Source organism: Streptomyces bauhiniae, assembly GCF_004784475.1.
Classification (GTDB): domain Bacteria; phylum Actinomycetota; class Actinomycetes; order Streptomycetales; family Streptomycetaceae; genus Streptomyces; species Streptomyces seoulensis.
In genome coordinates this window covers 203,233-225,268 of sequence record NZ_SRRT01000007.1, presented here as the reverse complement: position 1 = coordinate 225,268, position 22,036 = coordinate 203,233, and the positions used below count along the sequence as shown (strand labels likewise).

General features: G+C 72.5%; 22 protein-coding genes and 1 tRNA gene. 13 read left to right on the top strand and 10 right to left on the bottom strand.

All coding sequences use genetic code 11. The features are described 5' to 3' along the window. Positions 1-104 precede the first annotated feature (104 nt). Positions 105-296, top strand: a complete 192-nt coding sequence (locus E5083_RS23700) for a DUF397 domain-containing protein (RefSeq protein ID WP_030804896.1) — start codon at positions 105-107, stop codon at positions 294-296. 132 nt (positions 297-428) lie between these two features. Here E5083_RS23700 and E5083_RS23695 read toward each other — a convergent pair whose 3' ends face one another. Then, on the bottom strand, positions 429-935 hold the full coding sequence (locus E5083_RS23695) for a glutathione peroxidase (RefSeq protein ID WP_135787723.1): 507 nt from the start codon (positions 933-935) through the stop codon (positions 429-431). Further along, on the bottom strand, positions 932-1,915 hold the full coding sequence (locus E5083_RS23690) for an ArsR/SmtB family transcription factor (RefSeq protein ID WP_135787722.1): 984 nt from the start codon (positions 1,913-1,915) through the stop codon (positions 932-934). The genes E5083_RS23695 and E5083_RS23690 overlap by 4 nt, the downstream gene beginning before the upstream one ends. A 70-nt stretch (positions 1,916-1,985) precedes the next feature. Between E5083_RS23690 and E5083_RS23685 the strand changes: the two genes are divergently transcribed. Both E5083_RS23685 and E5083_RS23680 read left to right on the top strand, forming a co-directional pair. After that, entirely contained in the window at positions 1,986-3,179 is a 1,194-nt protein-coding gene (locus E5083_RS23685; RefSeq protein WP_135787721.1) for an MFS transporter, read from the top strand. 9 nt (positions 3,180-3,188) lie between these two features. Continuing rightward, positions 3,189-3,539: a TraR/DksA family transcriptional regulator gene (locus E5083_RS23680; protein ID WP_135787720.1), complete on the top strand. Its 351-nt coding sequence runs from the start codon at positions 3,189-3,191 to the stop codon at positions 3,537-3,539. A gap of 7 nt (positions 3,540-3,546) precedes the next feature. On the opposite strand, the gene E5083_RS31285 is transcribed toward E5083_RS23680, so the two are convergent. Further along, a complete protein-coding gene (locus E5083_RS31285) occupies positions 3,547-3,702 on the bottom strand; it encodes a hypothetical protein (RefSeq protein ID WP_167513611.1) in 156 nt (51 codons plus the stop codon). 161 nt (positions 3,703-3,863) lie between these two features. On the opposite strand from E5083_RS31285, the gene E5083_RS23675 reads away from it, so the two are divergent. After that, positions 3,864-4,820 (top strand): bile acid:sodium symporter family protein, encoded by a 957-nt coding sequence (locus E5083_RS23675; RefSeq protein ID WP_244317652.1) that lies wholly within the window; start codon positions 3,864-3,866, stop codon positions 4,818-4,820. A gap of 107 nt (positions 4,821-4,927) precedes the next feature. Here the strand turns inward: E5083_RS23675 and E5083_RS23670 are convergent. Next, positions 4,928-5,003, bottom strand: a tRNA-Arg gene (locus E5083_RS23670). 79 nt (positions 5,004-5,082) lie between these two features. Next, the gene (locus E5083_RS23665) at positions 5,083-6,429 is read right to left on the bottom strand and encodes a M6 family metalloprotease domain-containing protein (RefSeq protein ID WP_135787719.1); all 1,347 of its coding nucleotides are present in this window, start codon (positions 6,427-6,429) and stop codon (positions 5,083-5,085) included. Between the two features lie 345 nt (positions 6,430-6,774). On the opposite strand from E5083_RS23665, the gene E5083_RS23660 reads away from it, so the two are divergent. Both E5083_RS23660 and E5083_RS23655 read left to right on the top strand, forming a co-directional pair. Continuing rightward, positions 6,775-7,419 carry a TetR/AcrR family transcriptional regulator gene (locus E5083_RS23660; RefSeq protein ID WP_135787718.1) on the top strand — a complete coding sequence of 215 codons (645 nt, stop codon included), beginning with the start codon at positions 6,775-6,777 and terminating at the stop codon, positions 7,417-7,419. 189 nt (positions 7,420-7,608) lie between these two features. Next, positions 7,609-9,147, top strand: a complete 1,539-nt coding sequence (locus E5083_RS23655; protein ID WP_135787717.1) for an MFS transporter — start codon at positions 7,609-7,611, stop codon at positions 9,145-9,147. A 12-nt stretch (positions 9,148-9,159) separates the two neighbouring features. On the opposite strand, the gene E5083_RS23650 is transcribed toward E5083_RS23655, so the two are convergent. Continuing rightward, positions 9,160-9,681 carry a MarR family winged helix-turn-helix transcriptional regulator gene (locus E5083_RS23650; RefSeq protein ID WP_135787716.1) on the bottom strand — a complete coding sequence of 174 codons (522 nt, stop codon included), beginning with the start codon at positions 9,679-9,681 and terminating at the stop codon, positions 9,160-9,162. A 114-nt stretch (positions 9,682-9,795) separates the two neighbouring features. Between E5083_RS23650 and E5083_RS23645 the strand changes: the two genes are divergently transcribed. Next, a complete protein-coding gene (locus tag E5083_RS23645; RefSeq protein WP_135787715.1) occupies positions 9,796-10,584 on the top strand; it encodes a dioxygenase family protein in 789 nt (262 codons plus the stop codon). 15 nt (positions 10,585-10,599) lie between these two features. On the opposite strand, the gene E5083_RS23640 is transcribed toward E5083_RS23645, so the two are convergent. Further along, entirely contained in the window at positions 10,600-11,127 is a 528-nt protein-coding gene (locus E5083_RS23640; RefSeq protein WP_135787714.1) for a GNAT family N-acetyltransferase, read from the bottom strand. Positions 11,128-11,318: 191 nt separating this feature from the next. Here E5083_RS23640 and E5083_RS23635 point away from each other — a divergent pair, with 191 nt between their 5' ends. Together E5083_RS23635 and E5083_RS23630 are read left to right on the top strand one after the other, a co-directional pair. Then, positions 11,319-12,347 (top strand): sigma-70 family RNA polymerase sigma factor, encoded by a 1,029-nt coding sequence (locus E5083_RS23635; protein WP_135787713.1) that lies wholly within the window; start codon positions 11,319-11,321, stop codon positions 12,345-12,347. A gap of 511 nt (positions 12,348-12,858) precedes the next feature. Next, positions 12,859-13,467, top strand: a complete 609-nt coding sequence (locus tag E5083_RS23630; RefSeq protein WP_135787955.1) for a TetR/AcrR family transcriptional regulator — start codon at positions 12,859-12,861, stop codon at positions 13,465-13,467. Here E5083_RS23630 and E5083_RS23625 read toward each other — a convergent pair. Next, positions 13,458-14,426, bottom strand: coding sequence for a helix-turn-helix transcriptional regulator (locus E5083_RS23625; protein WP_135787712.1), 969 nt, complete (start codon positions 14,424-14,426; stop codon positions 13,458-13,460). The genes E5083_RS23630 and E5083_RS23625 overlap by 10 nt on opposite strands. A 63-nt stretch (positions 14,427-14,489) precedes the next feature. Between E5083_RS23625 and E5083_RS23620 the strand changes: the two genes are divergently transcribed. The 4 genes from E5083_RS23620 (at position 14,490) to E5083_RS23605 (ending at position 19,973) form a co-directional block, all read left to right on the top strand. Then, positions 14,490-15,983, top strand: a complete 1,494-nt coding sequence (locus E5083_RS23620; RefSeq protein ID WP_135787711.1) for an MFS transporter — start codon at positions 14,490-14,492, stop codon at positions 15,981-15,983. A 138-nt stretch (positions 15,984-16,121) separates the two neighbouring features. Then, positions 16,122-16,883 carry a DeoR/GlpR family DNA-binding transcription regulator gene (locus E5083_RS23615; protein WP_135787710.1) on the top strand — a complete coding sequence of 254 codons (762 nt, stop codon included), beginning with the start codon at positions 16,122-16,124 and terminating at the stop codon, positions 16,881-16,883. Beyond that, positions 16,880-17,827, top strand: coding sequence for a 1-phosphofructokinase (gene pfkB, locus E5083_RS23610; protein ID WP_135787709.1), 948 nt, complete (start codon positions 16,880-16,882; stop codon positions 17,825-17,827). The genes E5083_RS23615 and pfkB overlap by 4 nt, the downstream gene beginning before the upstream one ends. Before the next feature lie 109 nt (positions 17,828-17,936). Then, complete coding sequence (locus tag E5083_RS23605; protein ID WP_135787708.1) at positions 17,937-19,973, top strand: PTS fructose transporter subunit IIABC; 2,037 nt, start codon at positions 17,937-17,939, stop codon at positions 19,971-19,973. Between the two features lie 83 nt (positions 19,974-20,056). On the opposite strand, the gene E5083_RS23600 is transcribed toward E5083_RS23605, so the two are convergent. After that, entirely contained in the window at positions 20,057-20,803 is a 747-nt protein-coding gene (locus E5083_RS23600) for a DUF6227 family protein (RefSeq protein WP_135787707.1), read from the bottom strand. A 196-nt stretch (positions 20,804-20,999) separates the two neighbouring features. Beyond that, on the bottom strand, positions 21,000-22,028 hold the full coding sequence (locus E5083_RS23595; protein ID WP_135787706.1) for a P1 family peptidase: 1,029 nt from the start codon (positions 22,026-22,028) through the stop codon (positions 21,000-21,002). Between the last annotated feature and the right edge of the window lie 8 nt (positions 22,029-22,036).

The window sequence follows — 22,036 nt, the reverse complement described above, 5'->3', positions numbered from 1 at the left end:
AACGGCCCCTGCGGACAGGGAGGTTGACCGGTAGCGTCGATCACGCCAATCGCTCGCATGGGTTGGCGCGAACCGCACCACCGCAACTCGCAACAGGAGTGGACATGGCACTGATTCAGGGCGCGACGGAGACGTGGATGAAGTCCTCCTATTCCGCGGGCAACGGCGCCTGCGTCGAGGTCAAGTCGCCGACCGCCGCCGAACTCGCCGTACGCGACTCCAAGGACATCGCGGGCCCCGTCCTGGCCTTCCCCGCTACCGCGTGGAACGCCTTCGTGGCCTCGGTCAAGGCGTAAGGGACCGTCTGAGGTCCCACCGCGCAGAAGCACCTGACCGATGCTTCACCCGCCACACACGCACCACCCAGAAGCCCCCTCGACCGGCCCGCCGTCCTTGCCGAGGGGGCTTCGACCTGCCCGGCGGCAACGTCAGGCGAGCTGGGCCTCGATCGCGGTGACGACCTCTGCCGACTCGGGCTCGGTCTGCGGGGCGAAGCGGGCGGCGATCTGGCCGTCGCGGCCGATGAGGAACTTCTCGAAGTTCCAGCGGATGTCGCCGGTGTGGCCCTCGGCGTCGGCGAAGGTGGTGAGGCGGTCGTAGAGGGGGTGGCGGGTGTCGCCGTTGACGTCGACCTTCTCGGTGAGGGGGAAGGTCACGCCGTAGGTCGCCGAGCAGAACTCCGCGATCTCGTCGGCGGAGCCGGGCTCCTGGCCCATGAACTGGTTGCACGGCACGCCGAGCACGGTGAAGCCCTGGCCGCCGAACCGCTCCTGGAGCCGCTCCAGGCCCGTGTACTGGGGGGTCAGCCCGCACTTGGAGGCCACGTTCACGACGAGCACGGCCTGCCCGGCGTACCGGGCCAGCTCGGCGGAACCGCCCTGGAGGGCGCCGATCTCGACGTCGAGGGGGGAAGAGGTGTGATCGCTGGTCGTCATGCGGGCAGCCTAGGTCCTGCTCGCCCCGCTTCCACCAGTACCTCCCCGGCCGCCGTGCGCGAGTACAGCACCGAGCGGCCCGCGCGGCGGCGGGTGATCAGGCCCGACTCGCGCAGCACCTTCAGGTGGCGGCCGACCGAGCCGAGCGTCTGGCCGGTCAGCGCGGTGAGCTGGGTGGTGCTCAGGGGGGACTCCAGCAGGGTGAGCACGCTCGCGCGGGCCGGCCCGAGCAGCGCGCCCAGGCTCGCGGGCACCGGCCGCTCGGCCTGCCCGGCGAGGGCACCGGCGCAGGGGTAGACCAGCGCGTACCGCTCCCGCCCCTCCCATGCCACCCAGCCCTGCCGCTGCGGGGTCACCGGGACGAGGACGAGTTCGGCGCCGGAGATCTCGCGAGGCGGATAGCTCTGCAGGTTGACCTGGAACCGGCTCTCGCCGAGCCACCGCGTCCCCGGCCGCAGCGAGTCCAGCACCCCGGCCCAGCCGCCGCGCCCCATCCGCGCGGTCCGCGCCAGCACGTCCGTCTCCAGCACCCGCCTGCGCCGCTCCCAGTACGGCCGTACCGCCTCCTCCCACACCCACTCCAGCAGCGTGGCCGCCCGCTCGGGCAGGTCGTCCCGCTCCAGTACGGCGGGCAGCGGGCCGGCGAGGGAGAGCAGCAGGTGGGCGCGGGCGTCGGCGGGGCGGGCGGCCCGTACCCGGCCGACCTCCTCGGCGAAGGTCTCGCCGTCGCGCGGGGTGGGGGTGAGGAAGTCGGCGACCCATGCCCGGCCGAGACCGGCGCGGATCAGGCGCGCGGTGACGGGGTCCTCGGCCAACCGGGCCTGGTACGCGGGGAGATGGGCGCGCAGCCACTCCCGTTCACCGGGGTGTGCGGGCGTGGCCGCGTGCAGCAGCTTGAGGCTCGCGAAGGTCTCGGCGAGCGGGGAGATCACGAACCGGCTGCGCGCCAGCGTGTCCGCGTCGAGCAGCCACCACCCCATGCCCCGCCCCACCTTTCGCCGTCCGGCGAAACAATAACGAGCACCCTGGTGCGCGGCCGAGACTCCCCGCATGCCCAGCTACCGATCCCTGTTCCGCACACCGGAGTTCACCCCGCTCTTCCTCGCCGCCTCCGCACAGACCGCTGCCCAGACGATGGGCGGACTCGCGCTCGGCACCCTCGTCTACCGGGCCACCGGCTCCCCGCTGCTCTCCGCGCTCAGCATGTTCGGCCCGGCCCTGGCCCAGGTCATCGGCGCGACCTTCCTGCTCTCCGGCTCCGACCGCCTGCCCCCGCGCACGGCGCTGTCCGCCATCGCGGCGGTCTTCGCGGTGGGTACGGCGTTCCAGGCGGTACCGGGACTGCCGCCCGGCGTACTCCTGGGAGTTGTCCTGCTGTTGGGCCTGGTGGCCGCGCTGGGCGGCGGCGTCCGCTGGGGCCTGCTGAACGAGATCCTCACCAAGGACGGCTATCTGCCCGGGCGTTCCCTCTTCAACATCCTCAATGGCCTGACGCAGACGGTCGGTTTCGCCACCGGCGGGCTCCTGCTGGCCACGATCTCCCCACGCGTGTGCCTCCTGATCGCCGCCGGCCTCTACCTGACCGCCGCCCTCACCCTCCGCCTCGGCCTCACCACCCGCCCGCCCCGCACCACCGGCCGCCCGTCCGTCGCAGCGACCTGGCACACCAACGCCGCCCTCTGGTCCTCCCGCCCCCGCCGCCTCACCTACCTCGGCCTCTGGCTCCCCAACGGCCTGGTCGTCGGCTGCGAGTCGCTGTACGTGTCGTACGCCCCCGCCGCTGCGGGCACGCTGTTCGCCTGCGGGGCGGTGGGGATGCTGGCGGGGGACGTGACGGTGGGCCGCCTGCTGCCTCCGGCGGTCCGGGCGCACCTGGCGACGCCGCTGCTGCTCCTGCTCGCGGTGCCGTACCTGGCCTTCGCGGCGCATCCTCCGCTGGCCGTTTCGCTCCTGTGCGTGACGGTCGCCTCCGTGGGGTTCGGGGCGAGTCTGGTCCAGCAGGAGCGGCTGATGTCGTTGACCCCGGACGCGCTGTCCGGCCACGCCCTGGGGCTGCACTCGGCGGGGATGCTGACCATGCAGGGGGTGAGCGCGGCGGTGGCGGGGTCGCTGGCCCAGGTCACGTCTCCGGCGACGGGGATGACGGTGATGGCGGGGGCGTCGGTGGCGGTGACCCTGGGACTGGCGCTGGCGGGCCGTGCTCCGGCCCGGAATACGGCCGTCCGGGTGGACGCTGAGGCATAGGTGACGGACATGCCGGAAAACGCCGCCGTCGAGGAACGCCTCGCGGCGGAGCGTGCTGCCACCCTGACCCAGATCGACGCCCTGACCAGGGATTTCCAGTCCATCGTCGACGCGAACGCGTTGGTCGCCGTAGACGACGAACACGACCCGGACGGCTCCAGCACCGCCTTCGAACGAGCCCACGTCTCCTCCCTCCTCACCCAGGCCCGCCTCCACCTGGACCACCTGGACGAGGCCCTGACCCGCCTGCGCGAGGGCCGGTACGGCATCTGCGAGCGGTGCGGGGTGGAGATCCCGGCGGAACGGCTGGAGGTACGACCGGCGAGCACGCGGTGCGTGGGGTGTGCGGGGGTGGGCTAAACGGTGGTCACGCTGCGTGACGTTCGTAGAGCCGCTGTACCTGCTTGACCCAGAACTCCGTGTAGTGGGTGAGGGTGCGATGGCGTGCCTGTTCGATCAGGAAGTCCCGTCCGGCTTCCACGAGTTCGGCCCATTCGCTGTCGGCCCTGCCGTATGCGGGCATCCGGGTCCCCCTTGAGGCGTCTCGATACGTGAGTGGAACGTACACGGACCGGGGGCTGTCTGACACGATCGGCGGGCGCGCGGTTGACGTGCGCGAGGACAGGACGGCGGACGCGGGAGCGGTAAGTGCGGGACTCAGAGGGCCAGGTTGTTCCGGCCGAGGTGATAACTGACAGTGCTGGTACGGCGGATGCCGACCGTACGGCGAAACGGGCCGTGACCGTCTTCCCGTTGCTGGTGCTGGCCGCGGGCGCCCTCGGGATGCTGATGCCGTCGACGTTCGCCGGGGGCAAGGAGGCGGTGCCCTACCTGCTCGGCGTCGTGATGTTCTGCATGGGCCTGACGATGACGTCGGAGGACTTCCAGGGCGTGGTGAAGCGCCCCTGGGCGGTCGGCCTCGGCCTGGTGGCCCACTACGTGATCATGCCGGGCCTCGGCTGGGCGATCGCCGAGCTGCTGAACCTGTCGCCCGCGCTGGCCGTGGGCGTGATCCTGGTCGGCTGCACGCCGAGCGGTACGGCGTCCAACGTGGTGACGTTCCTGGCCAGGGGCGACGTGGCCCTGTCGATGTCGGTGGCGACGGTCTCCACGCTGCTCGCTCCGCTGGTCACGCCGTACCTGGTCCTGCTGCTCGCGGGACACATGCTGGACGTCGAGGCGGGCCCGATGGTCGTCGACATCCTGAAGACGGTCCTGGTCCCGGTGGTGGCCGGCCTGCTGGTCCGCCACCTGGCCGCCCCGGTGATCCGCCGCTGCCTCCCCGCGCTGCCCTGGCTGTCGGCCGGGACGGTGGCGGTGATCGTCCTGATCGTCGTCGCGGCGAGCGCCTCCGCCCTGAAGGCGGCCGCCGCGATCGTCTTCCTCGCGGTGGTCCTCCACAACGCCTTCGGCCTCGCCCTCGGCTACGCCGCCGCCCGCCTCGCGGGGCTCGACCCCGCGGCCCGCCGCGCCATGGCCTTCGAGGTCGGCATGCAGAACTCGGGCCTGGCGGCCTCGCTGGCTGCGACGTACTTCAGCCCGCTGACGGCCCTGCCCGCGGCGGTCTTCTCGGTCTGGCACAACCTGTCGGGCGCGGTGGTGGCGGCATGGATGAACCGCCGTACCAGACTGGACGGTTGACCTTGACGACCTTGACCATCTTGTAGTTGGCGTCCTTGTCGGCGCAGGAGGTCTCCATCCGCGCATGCCAAAGGCCCCGGACCATGATCGGTCCGGGGCCTCGCTACTGGTGCCCCCGGCAGGATTCGAACCTGCGACACCCGCTTTAGGAGAGCGGTGCTCTATCCCCTGAGCTACGAAGGCGGGGTGTGGCGGCCGGCTGGTGGCTGCCCCTGACAGGGTAGCGGATCGGGGGTGGGGCGCCGTGACTTGGGCGGAACGGTCAGCCGTGGTTCGGGCGGACCGGGCCCGCTGCTGCTGTTGTGCCCTTTGCCGCGTGGGTGCGGGTCACTCGTACCCGGTACTTGCCGTCCAGGTCAGCCGCGGCCACGTGGATCGTGATGCCCGAGGACTGGTCCTTGAAGGTTTCTCCGGGGGAGTACGGGGCGTCGGAGAGTTCGGCGTGGACGTTGGGGCTGTGGGTGCAGCCGCCGGTGTCGCGGTGGGCGTCGTAGACGGTGATGGGCCCGCGGCCGGTGTCGACGGAGGCGTCGACCTTGTAGACGAGGATGCCGGGCTTGCAGACGGCCTCGTCGTTGCCGCCCTGGGTGCGGAGTTCAAGGGCGTACGCGGTGCGGTCGTCCAGCGGGACCATGACCAGCTTCGCCCCGGACTTCTGGGAGAGGGGGGAGAGGGTGTAGTCGGCGCTCCCCGCCGCAGTCGCGCAGCTCACCTGGGACGCCGGGAGCCACCCCAGCTTCCACTTGTGCCAGCCGAGGAGGTCGTTGTTGGCCCCCCAGTCCTCGCTCATGATGTCCCAGTGCCCGACCGCGCTGCCCCCCTCCTGCGTGTACAGGTCCGGCAGCCCGAAGGTGTGCCCGTTCTCGTGCGGCAGCACCCGGTACCCCGTGTCCGCGTACGCGCCCGAGCCGTCGTCCTGGCGGGAGTAGACGAAGGAGGCGTTGGCGACCGGGGTGCCGTCGGCCACCGGGGCCTCGCCGTTGCCGGCGAAGGTGACGGAGAGGACCGTGTCCAGGGCGGAGGGGCCGGCGTTCGGGGTGACCAGCACGTTCAGCAGGTCGTACGAGCGGAAGTCCACGTCCGGGTCGGCGGCGGAGACGATGTCCCGCACCAGTTGCCGGTAGCCGGGGTCGAAGGGGGCGCCGCGCTCTATGCCGTAGTCCTTGAACGGCTTCGGCATCCGCAGCCAGGAGGTGATCGGGGTCTCGGCGCGGTAGTCGAGCCGGCCGTACGACGCCTTGGCGAACCATTCCTGGGTCTTCGGGAAGAACTCGTGGAAGCGGTCCATCGCCTTGCCCTCGCCGGGGGTGTCCGGGAAGTCGACCATCAGGGTCAGGGCGTGGACGGTGCCGGTGGAGCGGGAGTAGCCGGTGGAGGTGGGGAAGCCCTCGGTCATCTGGACCTCGGACGCTCCCTGGATCATGCAGGGGGCCAGCGCGGCGGTGCGTATCAGCCCGTTCGGCCCGGCGGTGGTGCGCGCCGTGAGCTGCCCGGACCCGGCCGAGGTGCTGACCGCGAAGGTCAGCACGGTCACCGAGGCGAGGGCGGCAACGCGGCGCGGGCGTATCCGGCGCGGGCGTATCGGGCGGCGGGGCGACTGCGGCTGCATGCACGGACCTCCCGCTCCACGGCAGCCCCCGTGATCCGGCTGCGCCCTTGGGCTCACCCTGGGTCGCCGCGGCCGGGGTCGCGCGCTGGGAGAGACCGATCGTGGGATATCGGGAGGGGGAGGGGTGAATCGCCTACCGTTGAGGGTGGATCGGGCCGCTGAGCGGGGATCGGCGGCGCCCCCACCGTGTTGTGACCCAGGTCACATGAAAATAGGGAAATAACCGGGGAGGGCTTCCCCGTTTAGACCTGTGTCCGCGCGAAGCGGGGAGCTTCTCCCCGGATCAGCGGACGAGAGCCTTCCGAACAGCCACTCCGTACAGATGGGGAGCCCACCGTGTCCGCCGTGCGCACCGCACCCTCCGCCCGCAGGGCGTCGCCCCGGCCCCGTGCCGACGCGCTCCGCAACCGGGAGCGGATCATCACCGCCGCACGGGAGATGTTCGTCGAGCACGGCCCCCAGGTGCCGCTGGACGAGATCGCCCGCCGCGCGGGCGTCGGCAACGCCACCCTGTACCGCAACTTTCCCGACCGGGACGCCCTGGTCCGGGAGGTCCTGTGCTCCGTCATGGACCGCACGGCCGAGGCCGCCAAGTGCGCCCTGGCCGAGACCGGCGACGCCTTCGCCGCGCTGGAACGCTTCGCGCACGCCGCCGCCGAGGAGCGGATCAGCGCGCTGTGCCCGATGGTCTCCAGCACCTTCGACCGCAACCACCCCGACCTGGAGGCGGCGCGGGAGAGGGTGGAGGGCCTGATCGCCGAGGTCATGGACCGCGCCAAGGCGGCCGGACAGCTCCGTACCGACGTCGGTGTCGGTGACCTGATGGTCGCCGCCGCCCAGCTCAGCCGGCCCCCGGCCGGTACCGCCTGCTTCGACGCCGACCGGTTCGTCCACCGCCACCTGCAACTCTTCCTCGACGGGCTGCGGGCCCCGGCCCGCTCCGTCCTGCCCGGTACGGCCGTGACCATGGAGGATCTCCGCCAGTCCTGACCCGACCGACCTGACCGACCGAGACCTACGACTCCGCCGGGCCCGCGCCCCGGAATCCCAGTTAGCCACCCGGCCGCCAACGAGGGCGAGCCGGTGGGGCCCCGCACGCCCTGTGCGCGTACGAGACGCCGTACGAACGCGCCCCGCATGTCCGACACGTCCGACCGAAGTCCCGAACGGGGTACCCCCATGTCCGAAGCAGTCACCAAGTCACCGCCGGCCACCGCGCCCGCAGGCGACGCCAACCGCTGGAAGGCGCTCGTCTTCATCGCGCTGGCCCAGCTCATGGTCGTCCTCGACGCCACCATCGTGAACATCGCGCTGCCCTCCGCCCAGCAGGACCTCGGCATATCCGACGGCAACCGGCAGTGGGTCGTCACCGCCTACGCCCTCGCCTTCGGCGGTCTGCTGCTGTTCGGCGGCCGCATCGCCGATCTGTGGGGCCGCAAGCGCGCCTTCCTGCTCGGCCTCGCCGGCTTCGCCGCGGCCTCCGCGCTCGGCGGCGCCGCCACCACCGGCGTGATGATGTTCGGTGCCCGCGCCCTCCAGGGTGTCTTCGGCGCCCTGCTCGCCCCGGCCGCGCTCTCCCTGCTGGCCGTGATGTTCACCGACGCCAAGGAGCGCGCCAAGGCGTTCGGCATCTACGGCGCCATCGCGGGCGGCGGCGGTGCCGTCGGCCTGATCCTCGGCGGCTTCCTCACCGAGTACCTCGACTGGCGCTGGACCTTCTTCGTCAACGTGCCGTTCGCCGTCGTCGCCGCGGCCGGTGCCTGGTTCGTGATCCGGGAGCCCGAGGGCGGCCGCAACCGCTCCCCGCTCGACATCCCCGGCGTGGTCCTCTCCACGCTCGGCCTGGTCTCCCTGGTGTACGGCTTCACCCGCGCCGAGTCCGACGGCTGGAGCGACGCGGTCACCATCTCGATGTTCGTCGCCTCCGTGGTGCTGCTGCTGGCGTTCGTCCTGGTCGAGCAGCGGGTCAAGGCGCCGCTGCTGCCGCTGCGCGTGGTCGCCGACCGCAGCCGGGGCGGCATCTACCTCTCCCTCGGCCTCGCCATCATCGGCATGTTCGGCCTGTTCCTCTTCCTGACCTACTACCTCCAGGTCGTGAAGGGCTACTCCCCGGTCAAGACCGGCTTCGCGTTCCTGCCGATGGTCGCGGGCATGATCACCGGCTCCACCCAGATCGGCGCCCGTCTGATGATCCGGGTCCCGGCCCGGCTGCTGATGGGCCCCGGCTTCGCGCTCGCCGCGCTCGGCATGCTGCTGCTGACCCAGCTCGAGATCGGCTCCTCCTACGCCACCCTGCTGCTGCCCGCGATGGTGCTGCTCGGCCTCGGCATGGGTACGGCCTTCATGCCGGCGATGTCGCTGGCGACCCAGGGCGTCGAGCCCCGGGACGCCGGTGTCGCCTCCGCCATGGTCAACACCTCGCAGCAGGTCGGCGGCGCGATCGGCACCGCCCTGCTGAACACCATCGCCGCCTCCGCGACCACCTCGTACGTCAAGGACCACATCGCGTCCGCGACCGCGGTGCCGCAGCAGCAGCTCGTCAAGCTGCAGGCCATGGTGCACGGCTACAGCACGGCCATCTGGTTCGCCGTCGGCATCCTGGCGGTCGCCTCGCTGATCGCGTTCACCATGGTCAACGCGGGCAAGCCGGGCGCCGTCAAGATGGCCTCCGGTGACGGCGCCGAGGACGAGATCCCGGTGCCGGTGGTCGCGCACTGACCCCCGCGTAGCTCAGCGCAGCCAGGGCAGATCCGCACCGGCCTCGCTCGGCTGAAGGCCCTCGGCGACGATCTCCATGATCTCGCCGAGGGCCTTCTGCTGCGCCGGGCTCAGCCGGTCGAACAGCGCCTGCCGTACGGCGGTGACATGGCCCGGCGCGGTACGGCGCAGCACCTCGGCGCCCTCCTCGGTGAGCACCGCGAACTGGCCGCGCTTGTCCGAGGGACAGTCCTCGCGGCGCACCCAGCCGCTCTTCTCCAGCCGGGCGATGGCGTGCGAGAGCCGGGAGCGGGTGATCTTCGACTTCCGGGCCAGCTCGGTCATCCGCAGTCTGCGGCGCGGGGCCTCGGCCAGGCCGACGAGCAGGCCGTAGTAGACGTGCGGCATGCCCGCGTCGCGCTGGAGCTGCCGGTCGAGGTGGTCCTCCAGCAGCGTGGTCGCGTGCAGATACGCCCGCCAGACGCGCTGCTCCTCATCGGTGAGCCAGCGGTGTCCGGATGCCGGCGCCGTTGCCGGGGTGGATGCCGAGTTCATGTCTCCCACTGTACGAGCCACCTTCTTGAAACTTGAACAAGTCGGGCGTAATCTGACCGAGTAATGCTTGAGAGTTAAAGCAACGCTGTACGCCCCGTCGTGGGAGGAGCCGTCATGCACCACACCGCCGAGCCGTCCGCTCCGGACCGCATGCCCGCCCTCTACCTCAGTCATGGCGCCCCGCCGCTCGCCGACGACCCCGTCTGGCCCGGCCAGCTCGCCGCCTGGGCGGCCGGCCTGCCCCGGCCCAGGGCGGTCCTGATGGTCTCCGCCCACTGGGAAGAGGCCCCCCTCGCCCTCGGCGCCACCCACACCGCCCCGCTGGTCTACGACTTCTGGGGCTTCCCCGAGCACTACTACCGCGTACGGTACGGCGCCCCCGGCGCCCCCGAACTGGCCGAATCCGTACGCAAGCTGCTGCGCGCCCCCGGCACCCCCGTCCAGGACATCCCGGACCGGGGGCTGGACCACGGCGCCTACGTCCCGCTCGTCGAGATGTTCCCCGAGGCCGACATCCCGGTCCTCCAGATCTCCCTGCCCACCCTCGACCCGGCCCGGCTGATGGACCTCGGCCGCAGGCTCGCGCCGCTGCGTGACGAGGGTGTGCTGATCGTCGGCTCCGGCTTCTTCACCCACAACCTGGCCGCGCTCCGGCACCGCGAGGGTGTGCCGGGCTGGTCCGCCGAGTTCGACGACTGGGGCCGGGCCGCGCTGGACGCCGGCGACTGGGACGCCCTGCTGGACTTCGAGACCAAGGCCCCGGCCGGGAAACTCGCCCACCCCCGGACCGAACATTTCGCGCCACTGTTCGTCACGCTCGGCGCGGCCGGCACGGACGCGCACAAGTCGGTGATCGACGGGTTCTGGATGGGGCTGGCCAAGCGGTCCGTGCAGTTCGGCTGAAACCGCGCCGGTGGCTCAGTCGGCGTCGAGGTCCTTCTGGTACCAGGCCACGTCCCAGTAGCGGCCGAACTTGCGGCCGACCTCGCCGAAGGTGCCCAGGTGCCGGAAGCCGAAGCGCTCGTGCAGCTTCACGGACGCCTCGTTGGGCTGGGTGATGCCGGCGAAGGCCCGGTGCACGTCCTCCTCGGCGAGCGCGGCGAAGAGGGCGCCGTAGAGCAGGGTGCCCACGCCCCGGCCGGTCGCGTCCGGGGCCACGTAGACCGAGGTCTCCACCGAGGGGGCGTACGCGGCCTTGGGGCGGTGGGGGCCCGAGGTGGCGTAGCCGAGGACGCGGCGGGAATCCGTGTCCGTGGCAACCAGGAGGCGGTGCGGGCCGTCTTCCGGGTGGGAGAGCAGCCAGGGGCGGCGCTCCACAGGGGTGAACGGGGTCAGGTCGAATGTGATGGCCGTCTCAGTCACATAGTGGTTGTACAGCGCGGTCAGGGCGTCGAGATCGGCCTCGGTTCCGGGCCTGACCTGCACTTCCGTACCGTTCGGCACCATGTGAACCCCCTCTGTGGCGCGACAGGGTACTGCATGATCAGAAAAATCGGGGGGTCGGTGGGGAATTCTGTCCGGATTCCAGTCGTTGTTTCCCACGGATGCAGGGCACCCGAGGAGAGTCCCGAGGGAGGGTCCGGAGTGCCGAGCGTTCGCCAGGACCACCTGCCAGCCACCACCGCAAGGGAGCACGCATGGCAACCCGCGCCGTCGCCCGTCGTAAGTCCGCCAATGGGGGCACCTCCCAGGCTCCGGGCTCTGGGGGACAGACGGCCAACTCGGCAAGCAGCGTCCGCGTGCGCGGCGGCGAGATCGCCGACCGCGACCTGGTCGGCATGTACCTCGACGAGATCGCGCGTACGCCCCTGCTCGACGCCGCCAAGGAGGTCGAGCTGTCCCAGACGATCGAGGCGGGCGTGTTCGCGCGCCAGGTCCTCGACGGCCAGGAGGAGACCGGCGCCGAGGCGTCCCGCGAGGAGCTCGAGGAGCTGTTCGAGGCGGGCGAGCGGGCCAAGGACGTCTTCATCCGCTCCAACCTCCGCCTGGTCGTGGCCGTCGCCCGGCGCTACCCGCGCAGCGGCCTGCCCCTGCTCGACCTGATCCAGGAGGGGAACGCGGGCCTGGTGCGCGCGGTCGAGAAGTTCGACTACCGCAAGGGCTTCAAGTTCTCCACGTACGCGACCTGGTGGATTCGCCAGGCCATCACCCGCTCCATCGCCGACCAGTCCCGCACCATCCGGCTCCCCGTCCACCTGGTGGAGGAGCTGGGCCGCATCCGCCGGGTGCAGCGCGAGTTCAACCGGGAGCACGGCCGGGACCCGGAACCCGCGGAGATCGCCGCCGAGCTGGGCTCCACGCCGGAGCGCGTCACCGACGTGCTCGACTGGTCCCGCGACCCGGTCTCGCTGAACATGTCGGTGGACGACGAGGGCGAGACCCAGTTCGGCGACCTGCTGGAGGACACCTCCGCGGTCTCGCCCGAGCAGTCGGTGCTCAGCCTGCTGCGCCGCGAGGAGCTGGACGACCTGATCGGCCGCCTGGACGAGCGCACCGCCTCGATCATCAAGATGCGGTACGGCATCGAGGACGGCCGGGAGCGGACCCTCACCGAGGTCGGCAAGGAGCACGGACTGACCCGCGAGCGCATCCGGCAGATAGAGAAGCACGCCCTGCTGGAGCTGAAGAAGCTCGCCCACGACACGGGGTTCGACGCGGCGGCGTAGGACCCCGGGGGGTGGGACGCCGGCGCGGTGGCGGAATGCGGTGCCAACATGGCGCGGTCCCGTCGCTTCAACGCCTCCGGGCGCGGGAACAACCCTTGCGGGCACCGGAGTCCAGACTCCGGGGGCCGCACTCCCACCGAACACCGCGCGGCGTCCCCACCGCCACGTAAGGCCCGCCCTCCGGGGCGGGCCCCACGGACCAGTTCCGACGTCATCCCCCCCCGGCGTCGGGACTTCCCGCCGGGCTCCGGCGCCTTCCCCCCGGCGTCGGGGCCCGGCTTTTTCATGCCTGTGCGATCGGGGTCCGGGCATGGAAAAGCGGGCCACCCCGCACCTGAACCACGGGGTGACCCGCCGAATGGCAGATTCTGCCACAGGGGCATAGCCTGCCGAGGTGAGCACCCCCCGTACCACCCGTAACACCGGCAACACCGGCACCACCGCCCGAAGGCGTTCGTACCCGGCCTCTCCGGCGGCCTCCCTGACCGAGCGCCGCAAGGCCGAGACCCGGATGGAGATCGCCCGCGCCGCCGCGACCCTCTTCGTCCGGCAGGGCCTGCGGGCCACCCGCGCCGAGGACATCGCGCACGCGGCGGGCATCGCACCGCGCACCTTCTACCGGTACTTCGCCTCCAAGGAGGAGGCCGTGGCCCCGCTGTACGCGGCCGGCGCCCAGCTCTGGACCGAGTCCGTCCGCGCGGCCCCGGCCCACCTCACCCTCCCCGAGGCCCTCCGGCACGCCGTCGACCGCACCCTCGCGCCCGGCGTCGGCGTCTCCGCGTCCGCCTGGGAGTGGGCCCGCACCCTGATCCGCATGGCCCACACCAGCCCGGCCCTGGGCAAGGTCTGGGCGGAGGTCTGCCAGGCGTCGGAGACGGAACTCGCGGAGGCGCTGGCCGCGCGGCTGACACCCGCCGAGGACGACGCCGACAACGTTGCCGAGGCCGCCACTCCCCACCTCCGCTTCGCCGCCGCTGTCGCGGGCGCGGCCGTACGCGTCGCCGTGGAGACCTGGGCCCTCACCGAGTCCCCGCCCACCGGCCCGGCGGGCCCCGCCGCCCTGGCCCTGGGCAACCTGGTGGCCCTGGGCGACTTCGCGTGGGAAACGCCTCAGGACTGAGGGGCCGCACGCAGCAGCCGTGACCCCAGCTCCCGTACCGCGTCGGCCAGTGCGTCCGGACTCCGGACCGTGAACTCGTGGCCCGTCATCGCCAGCCGGACCGCCAGCCACTCCACCGGGTCGCCGGTGGTGCCGTGCAGAAGGCAGTGGTCCGGGCCGTCCGGTTCGGGGGCGCCGAACCAGTGGGGGACGCGGGCGGCGATCCGGTCGGCGGGGGCCGCGAAGCGGACGGTGAACTCCCAGGTCTCGTTGCGCCGTTGGATCGAGCGGCGCAGGTATTCCGCGGCGTCGCCGGAGGGCAGTTCGCGCGGGGTGAAGCGGGCGCCGGTGGCGAAGGGGTCGCCGACCCGGTCCACCCGGAAGGTGCGCCAGTCCTCGCGGTCGAGGTCGTAGGCGACGAGGTACCAGCGCCGCCCGGTGGACACCAGCCGGTACGGCTCGGTCAGCCGGCGCGACTCGCTGCCGTCCCCGGCGCGGTAGGCGAACCGGAGCCGCTCGTGACCGGCGATGGTGGACGCCATCACGGTCAGCGTCTCCGGGGCGATGGTCGGGCCGTCGCCGCTGGTCAGCGGGGTGGTCGCGGCCTGCAGGGTGGCCACCTGGCGGCGCAGCCGGGCCGGGAGCACCTGCTCCAGCTTGGCCAGCGCCCGTACCGACGCCTCGTCCACCCCCTCCACCGCGTGCCCGGCGCCCGCGCGCAGGCCGACCGCGATGGCGACGGCCTCCTCGTCGTCCAGCACCAGCGGCGGCATCGCCTTGCCCGCGACCAGCCGGTACCCGCCCTCCGCGCCCTTGCTGGCCTGCACCGGATAGCCCAGCTCGCGCAGCCGGTCGATGTCGCGCCGGACCGTACGGCGGGAGACCCCGAGCCGGCCGGCCAGCTCGCCGCCGGGCCATTCGCGCGGGGTCTGCAGGAGGGACAGGAGCGTCAGCAGCCGGGCCGGGGTGTCCGTCGTCATGCGTCCGAGCATGCCGCACATCTAGGACACGTTCTGTCCTACTGGGTCACTAGCGTGGCCCGCATGACCTCAACGGAACAGACCTCCGGCGCGGACCGGCGCCGCTGGATCGCGCTCGCCATCGTGATGACCGCGGCCTTCATGGACCTCGTCGACGTGACGATCGTGAACATAGCCATCCCCTCCATCCAGCGGGACGAGGGCGCCTCCTTCAGCCAGATCCAGTGGATCACCGCGGGATACGCGCTGGCGTTCGCGGCCGGTCTGATCACCGGCGGCCGGCTCGGCGACATCTACGGCCGCAGGCGGCTGTTCCTGCTCGGCGTCGGCGGCTTCACCCTCGCCTCGGCGCTGTGCGGCTTCGCGGTCGACCCGGCGATGCTGGTCGCGGCCCGCGTCCTGCAGGGCGGCATGGCCGCGATGATGGTCCCGCAGGTCCTCTCCATCGTGCACGCGACCTTCCCCGCCCATGAACGCGGCAAGGTCTTCGGGCTGTTCGGCGGGGTCGTCGGCCTCGGTGCGGTCTCCGGCCCGCTGCTCGGCGCCCTGCTCACCGAGTGGAACCTGTTCGGCTTGGAGTGGCGGCCCATCTTCCTGATCAACCTGCCCGTCGGCATCGCCGCCGTGCTGCTCGGCCGCCGCTACATCACCGAGTCCCGCGCGCCCCGCGCCCTCAAGCTCGACCTCGTCGGCGTCGCCCTGGTCACCCTGGGCCTGCTGATGCTGCTCTACCCGCTCACCCGGGGCCGCGAGCTGGGCTGGCCGCTCTGGGGCCACCTGCTGATGGCGGGCTCGCTGCCGGTCTTCGCCGCGCTGGTCGCGTACGAGCGGCGCAAGGCGGCCCGCGACGGCTCCCCGCTGGTCGAGCTGTCCCTGTTCCGGGTACGCAGCTTCGCCGCCGGGATCGCCGTACAGACCGTGTTCGGAGTCGCGCTCGGTGTCTTCTTCCTGGTCTGGACGCTGTACATGCAGGTCGGCCTGGGCTGGAGCGTGCTGCGCGCCGGGCTGACCGGGGTGCCGTTCTCGCTCGCGGTGTCGACGGCCGCCGCGCTGTCGGTGCAGTTCCTCGTGCCGCGCTTCGGCCGCAAGGTGCTCCAGGCCGGCGCCCTGACGATGGGGCTCGGCGTCCTCCTCTACATCTGGGAGTCCGACCGGTACGGCCTGGCCATCGCCTCCTGGCAGATGGCGCTCCCGCTGGTCGTGATGGGCGTCGGCATGGGCCTGATCGTGGCCCCGCTGACCGACGCGATCCTGTCCGAGGTGCCGCGCGAGCACGCCGGATCTGCCTCCGGCCTGCTCAACACCGTGCAGCAGATGGGCAATGCGCTCGGGCTCGGCCTGGTGTCCGTCGTCTTCTTCGGGCAGATCGCGGACCGGCTCGCCCCGGCCCAGGTCGGCCCGGCCTTCGTGGGCGCCTTCCAGCACGCGCTGTGGTGGGTGGCCGGGGTCATGGGTGTGATCTTCCTGCTGATGTCGGCGCTGCCCAAGCGGCCCGCGCAGCATGTGGAGGGCGGGGGCGAGCCGGTGGAGGAGCGCGAGCCCGAGTTGGTGTCCTGACCCCTGCTGAAGTTCCGTTCATGTCCGAATGAAGCCCGAGCCCGTTTACTTTCCGGAAACTCGGGCGTAGCCTCGCACTGAAACCACACGTTCGGGCATGGGCCGGGGCGGTGGGACGAGGTTCGGAGGCAGGCGGACATGTACGCACCGGAGCGTCAGCAGGAGATCCTCCGGCTCGCCCGTGACGGCGGCCGGGTGGACGTGCTGTCGCTGGCCGAGGTGTTCCAGGTCACGGCGGAGACCATCCGCCGTGACCTGAAGGCCCTCGACCGCGCGGGCCTGGTCCGCCGGGTGCACGGCGGCGCCATCCCGGCCGGCCGCCTCGACTTCGAGCCCGACCTCAGCGAGCGCGAGTCCACCGCCGCCGACGAGAAGGACCGCATCGCCAAGGCGGCCCTCGCGGAACTCCCCGTCGACGGCACGGTGATCCTCGACGCGGGCACCACCGTGGCCCGGCTGGCCGCCGCGATCCCGCTGGAGGCGACGCTCACCGCCGTCACCCACAGCCTCCCGATCGCCGCCCGCCTCGCCGACCACCCCGGCCTCCAGCTCCATCTGGTCGGCGGCCGCGTCCGCAACCGCACCCGCGCCGCCGTCGACGCCTGGGCCCTGCGCGCCTACGGCGAGATCCGCGCCGACGTCGCCTTCGTCGCCGCCAACGGCTTCTCCGCCGAGCACGGTCTGACCACCCCCGACCTCGCCGAGGCCGCCGTCAAGCGCGCGGCCGTCGCCGCCGCCCGCCGGGTCGTCCTGCTCGCGGACTCCGCCAAGCACGGCCAGGAGCACTTCGCCCGCTTCGGCGACCTGAGCGACGTGGACCTCCTGATCACCGACAGCGGGCTCAGCCCCGAAGACGCGGCCGTCATCGAGCGCGGCGGCACGGAAGTAGTACGCGCATGATCCTCACCGTCACCCCCAACCCGTCCCTGGACCGCACCTACGAGGTCCCCGTCCTGGAGCGCGGCGAGGTCATCCGCGCCTCCGGCGAGCGCATGGACCCCGGCGGCAAGGGCGTCAACGTCTCCCGCGCGGTCGCCGCCGCCGGCAGGCGTACCCTCGCCGTCCTGCCGCTGGGTGGCGCGCCGGGCGCCCTGATCGCCGAGCTGCTCGACGCCCAGGGCATCGAGGTCGCGCCGGTGCCGGTCGCCGGGGCCACCCGTTCCAACATCGCGCTGGCGGAGGCGGACGGTGTCCTGACGAAGATCAACGCGCCGGGCCCGGAACTGACCCCGGCCGAGGAGGAGTCGCTCCTCGGCGCCGTGCGCACGCACTCGGCCGACGCCGACTGGATCGCCTGCTGCGGCAGCCTCCCGCTGGGCCTCGCCCCCTCCTGGTACGCCGATGTCGTGGCCCGCGCCCACTCCGGCGGCGCCCGCATCGCCCTGGACACCTCGGGGCCCGCTCTGTTGGAGGCCCTGCGGGCCCGGCCCGACGTGGTCAAGCCCAACGCCGAGGAACTGTCCGCCGCCGTGGGCCGCCCGCTGTCCACCGTGGGCGATGCGGTGAAGGCGGCCGAGGAACTGCGGGCGATGGGCGCCCGCGCGGTCCTGGCCAGCCTGGGCGCCGACGGGCAGTTGCTGGTGGGCGACGACGGCGCCTGGTTCGGCACCGCGCGCGTGGCCGCCGTCCGCAGCAATGTCGGGGCGGGGGACTCCTCGCTCGCCGGGTTCCTGATCGCCGGGGGGAGCGGTCCCGAGGCGCTCGCCTCCGCCGTGGCGCACGGGGCCGCGGCGGTGCGGTTGCCGGGGAGTGTGATGCCTACGCCGGCCGATCTGGACCCCGCCTCCGTCACGGTCACGTCGGACGTGCCGGTCGACCGGGCGCTGACGGAGCCGGTGTCATGAACGGCCCGTCCCGGTGGCCTTCTTGTTTCCACCTCCACGTCCCCAACCCCTCCATTCATGGTGCGCCCACCCCACACAGCAGGGCGGTACGCGAGCAAAGGAGCCCGCGATGAGCGAGATGATCACCGCGGACCTGGTCGACCTCGACCTGTCCGCCGAGAGCAAGGAAGCGGCGGCGCGTGCCCTCGCCGAGCGCATGGTGGCCAAGGGGCGGGTGACCGACCTGGACGGCTTCCTCGCCGACGTGGCCGCCCGCGAGGCCCAGATGCCGACCGGTCTCGACGGCGGCATCGGCATCCCGCACTGCCGCAGCGAGCACGTCACCGAGCCGACGCTCGCCTTCGGGCGCAGCGCGGCGGGCATCGACTTCGGCGCGGCGGACGGTCCGGCCGACCTGATCTTCCTGATCGCCGCCCCGGCCGGGGCGGACGACGCCCACCTGACGATCCTCTCCTCACTGGCCCGGCAGCTAATGAACGCCGAGTTCACGGACGCCCTGCGGGGGGTGTCCGACGCGGAGACGGCGGTGGCGCTGGTGCGGGGGGACGTTACTCCGGCGGAGGTTCTCGACGGCGCGGCGGCCTCCGCCGGCGCCGCAGCGGGCAGTACGACGCAGGAGACGCCGGAGTCTTCCGACGCGCGCCCGTTCCGCATCGTCGCCGTCACCTCCTGCCCCACCGGTATCGCCCACACCTACATGGCCGCCGAGTCGCTGGAGAACGCCGGCCGGGAGGCGGGCGTCGAGGTGACCGTCGAGACGCAGGGTTCGGCGGGGTTCAGCCGGCTCGACCCGGCGGTGATCGCGGCGGCGGACGGCGTGGTCTTCGCCCACGACGTGCCGGTGCGCGAGAAGGACCGCTTCGCCGGCAAGCCCACGGTGGACGTCGGTGTGAAGGCGGGCATAAACCGCCCCGCCGAACTCATCTCCGAGGTCCGCGCCAAGGCGGAACGCGGCGAGAAGACCGCCCCCGCCGGTGCGGCCGCCACCCCCGTGGACCGCGCGGGCGACTCCGCCGAGGGCTACGGCACCAAGCTCCGCAAGTGGCTGATGTCCGGCGTCAGTTACATGGTCCCGTTCGTCGCGGCGGGCGGTCTGCTCATCGCCCTGGGCTTCGCCCTCGGCGGCTGGCGGGTGAGCAAGGCGCCCTCCGTCATCGACCACTTCGTGTGGACCCAGACCGATAGCTGGGGCGCGCTGCTGTTCCAGATCGGCGGCATGGCGTTCAACTTCCTGGTCCCGGTGCTCGCCGGGTACATCGCCTACGGCATGGCCGACCGGCCCGGCCTCGTCCCCGGCTTCGTCGGCGGTGCGATCTCGCTCAGCATCAACGCGGGCTTCCTCGGCGGCCTCGCGGCCGGTCTGATCGCCGGTGGCGTGGTGCTGGCGATCCAGCGGGTGAAGATACCGGCGGCGCTGCGCGGCATCATGCCGGTGGTGGTGATCCCGCTGATCTCCTCGGCGGTCGTCGGCTTCCTGATGTTCGTGGTGATCGGCAAGCCCATCGCCGCCGCCCAGAAGGGCATGACCGACTGGCTGAACGGCCTCACCGGCACCAACGCCGTCCTGCTCGGCGCCCTTCTCGGCCTGATGATGTGCTTCGACCTGGGCGGCCCGGTCAACAAGGTGGCCTACACCTTCGCCACCGCCGGCATCGCTGTCGCCAGCCCCGGTGACTCCGCGATGAAGATCATGGCCGCGGTGATGGCGGCCGGCATGGTCCCGCCGCTGGCGATGGCCCTGGCCACCACCGTGCGCGGCAAGCTCTTCACCCCGGCCGAGCGCGAGAACGGCAAGGCCGCCTGGGTGCTGGGCGCCTCCTTCATCACCGAGGGCGCGATCCCGTTCGCCGCGGCCGACCCGCTGCGGGTCATCCCGTCCGCGATGGCGGGCGGCGCGGTCACCGGCGCGCTGTCGATGATGTTCGACGCCACGCTGCGCGCCCCGCACGGCGGCATCTTCGTGGTCCCGCTGATCGGCAACCCGTTCCTCTACCTCCTCGCCATCGCCGCGGGCGTCTGCGTCAGCACCGCCCTGGTGGTCGTCCTCAAGGGCCTGCGCAAGCCGGCCCAGGGCACCCCGGCCGCCGGTGCGGCGGAGAGCGCGGCGGCGGGGGAGCAGGGGAGCAAGCAGCCGGTCGCCGCCTGAGCGACTCCGGCCCTTCGGACTCCGTCCCCACGGTCGCGCCCCCTCGGTGAACTCACCGGGGGGACGCGGTGCGTCGGGGCCCGTCAGCCGTGCCGGGCCGCGCGGTGCTCCATGGCGGCGCGGGCCGCGTCCGGGGTGGTGTACACCTCGCACATATGGCGGCCGTCGGGGGTCGCGGTGTGCTCGACCTCCCACAGGGAGATCTCCCGCCCGTCCCGCAGCAGGAACGCGTGCTCGTACAGCGCGAAGCTCACCCCGGCCCGCGCGGTCCGGCCGGGACGGCCGAACGCCTGGGTGATCTCGTGCCCCTCCGCCGTGGCCAGCAGCGCCGCCAGCTCCTTGCCGGGGCGGTCCGGGTTCTCCGCCCGGCGCAGCAGCCTGCGGGCGTGGTCGGGGGAGTTGTCCGCCACGTACGCGTGCCGGGGCTCGGGCACGGCGCCCAGCTCGGTCAGCACCGGCAGCTCGAAGTCGGAGGTGTCGTACGGCAGCGCCAGCCGGGTCGTGGCGGTGTGCAGCTCCTCCTCGTCGAGGTACACCTCGTGCTGTGCCTCCTCGCCCGGCGCGGTGTTGTGCGCCAGCTCCCAGAGGGTGACCGCCGAGCCGTCCGCGAGCAGCCAGGTGTGCCGGTACGTCTCACGGTGCAGGCCCGCGCTGTGGTGCGCGGAGTGCAGGGAACTGTCGTGCGCCAGCGCACAGTCCAGCTCTCTTATCACCTCGTCGGGCAGCTCGAACGAGTTCAGGGCACGGCCGAGGAGTCGCGCGAGGTGCTCCTCCGGAGACTCGGGCGACTGGGCGGACTCGTACTCCGCCGTCTCGTACGGAACGCTCAAGGTGTCTCCCGGCGTCGCTGCATGTCACCTGGTGGGTGCATACCGTAGCCCCTCGGTCGGACATCGTGTCCGGGAACCGAGAAACGTACTGGAGTAAACGCCGGGCACGGCCGAAGAGTTCCCGATCGGCGACCGAAATGCCGTGCGCGCCAAGGCTTTTCCGCCCCCCTTGCGCCTCTTGCTCCCCTACCTTTCCCTACCTCCTCCCGTACAACTCCTCGTACGACGGCCACGCCCCGCCCGGCTCCGACACCGGGCGCGCGGCGCGCACGGCGCGGGTGACGGCGCGGGTCACCAGGTCCGCGCCGGCGGCCAGGACCTCGTTCAGCGCGGTCGGCTCCGGGGCCAGTGGGCGGGCGCCGGTGGCGAGGGTGAACACCGTGTCGCCGTCGTGCAGCAGGTGCACGGGGCGGACGGCGCGCGCGATGCCGTCGTGCGCGGTACCGGCCACCTTCTGCGCCTGCGCCTTGGTGAGGTCGGCGTCGGTGGCCACCACGGCGAGCGTGGTGTTCAGCGGCGGGGGAGCGTTCCGCGCCGCCACCTCCGCCAGCCGCCGACGCGCGGCCTTCCGTACCCCCGGCTTCGGATACGCGACCGGCCCCTCGAACAACTCCCCGTACAGCACCCCCGTTTCGGCATCCAGCACGTCCCCGGCGGAGTTCACCACCACGAGCGCGGCCACGGTGATCCCGGATTCGAGCACCGTGCTCGCGGTCCCCACACCCCCCTTCAGGCACCCGGCGACCGCCCCGATCCCGGCCCCCACGCACCCCTCCGCCACCGGCCCACCTGGTGCGCTCGCGGCCGCCGCCTCCACCGCGGCCCGCCCCATCGCCGCGTCGGGACGCGCCCGGAAGTCCCCGCCCCGGCCCAGATCGAAGAGGCAGGCGGCAGGCACGACCGGCACCACATGCCCCGCCTCGGGCCCCACCCGCACCCCCCGCCCCCGCTCCTCCAGCCACGCCATCACCCCGGAAGCCGCGTCCAGCCCGTACGCACTCCCCCCGGCCAGCACGACCGCGTCCACCCGCCGCACCACATTGCGCGGGTCCAGCGCGTCGGTCTCCTTGGTCCCCGGCCCCCCGCCCCGCACATCCACGGCGGCCACAGCCCCGCCCTCTGGCGCGAGCACCACGCTCACCCCGCTGAGCCACCCCCCACCCCACCGCCCGGCATGCCCGACCCGAACCCCGCCCACGTCCGTCAACGCCCCAGCCGTCGCCATACGCGCAG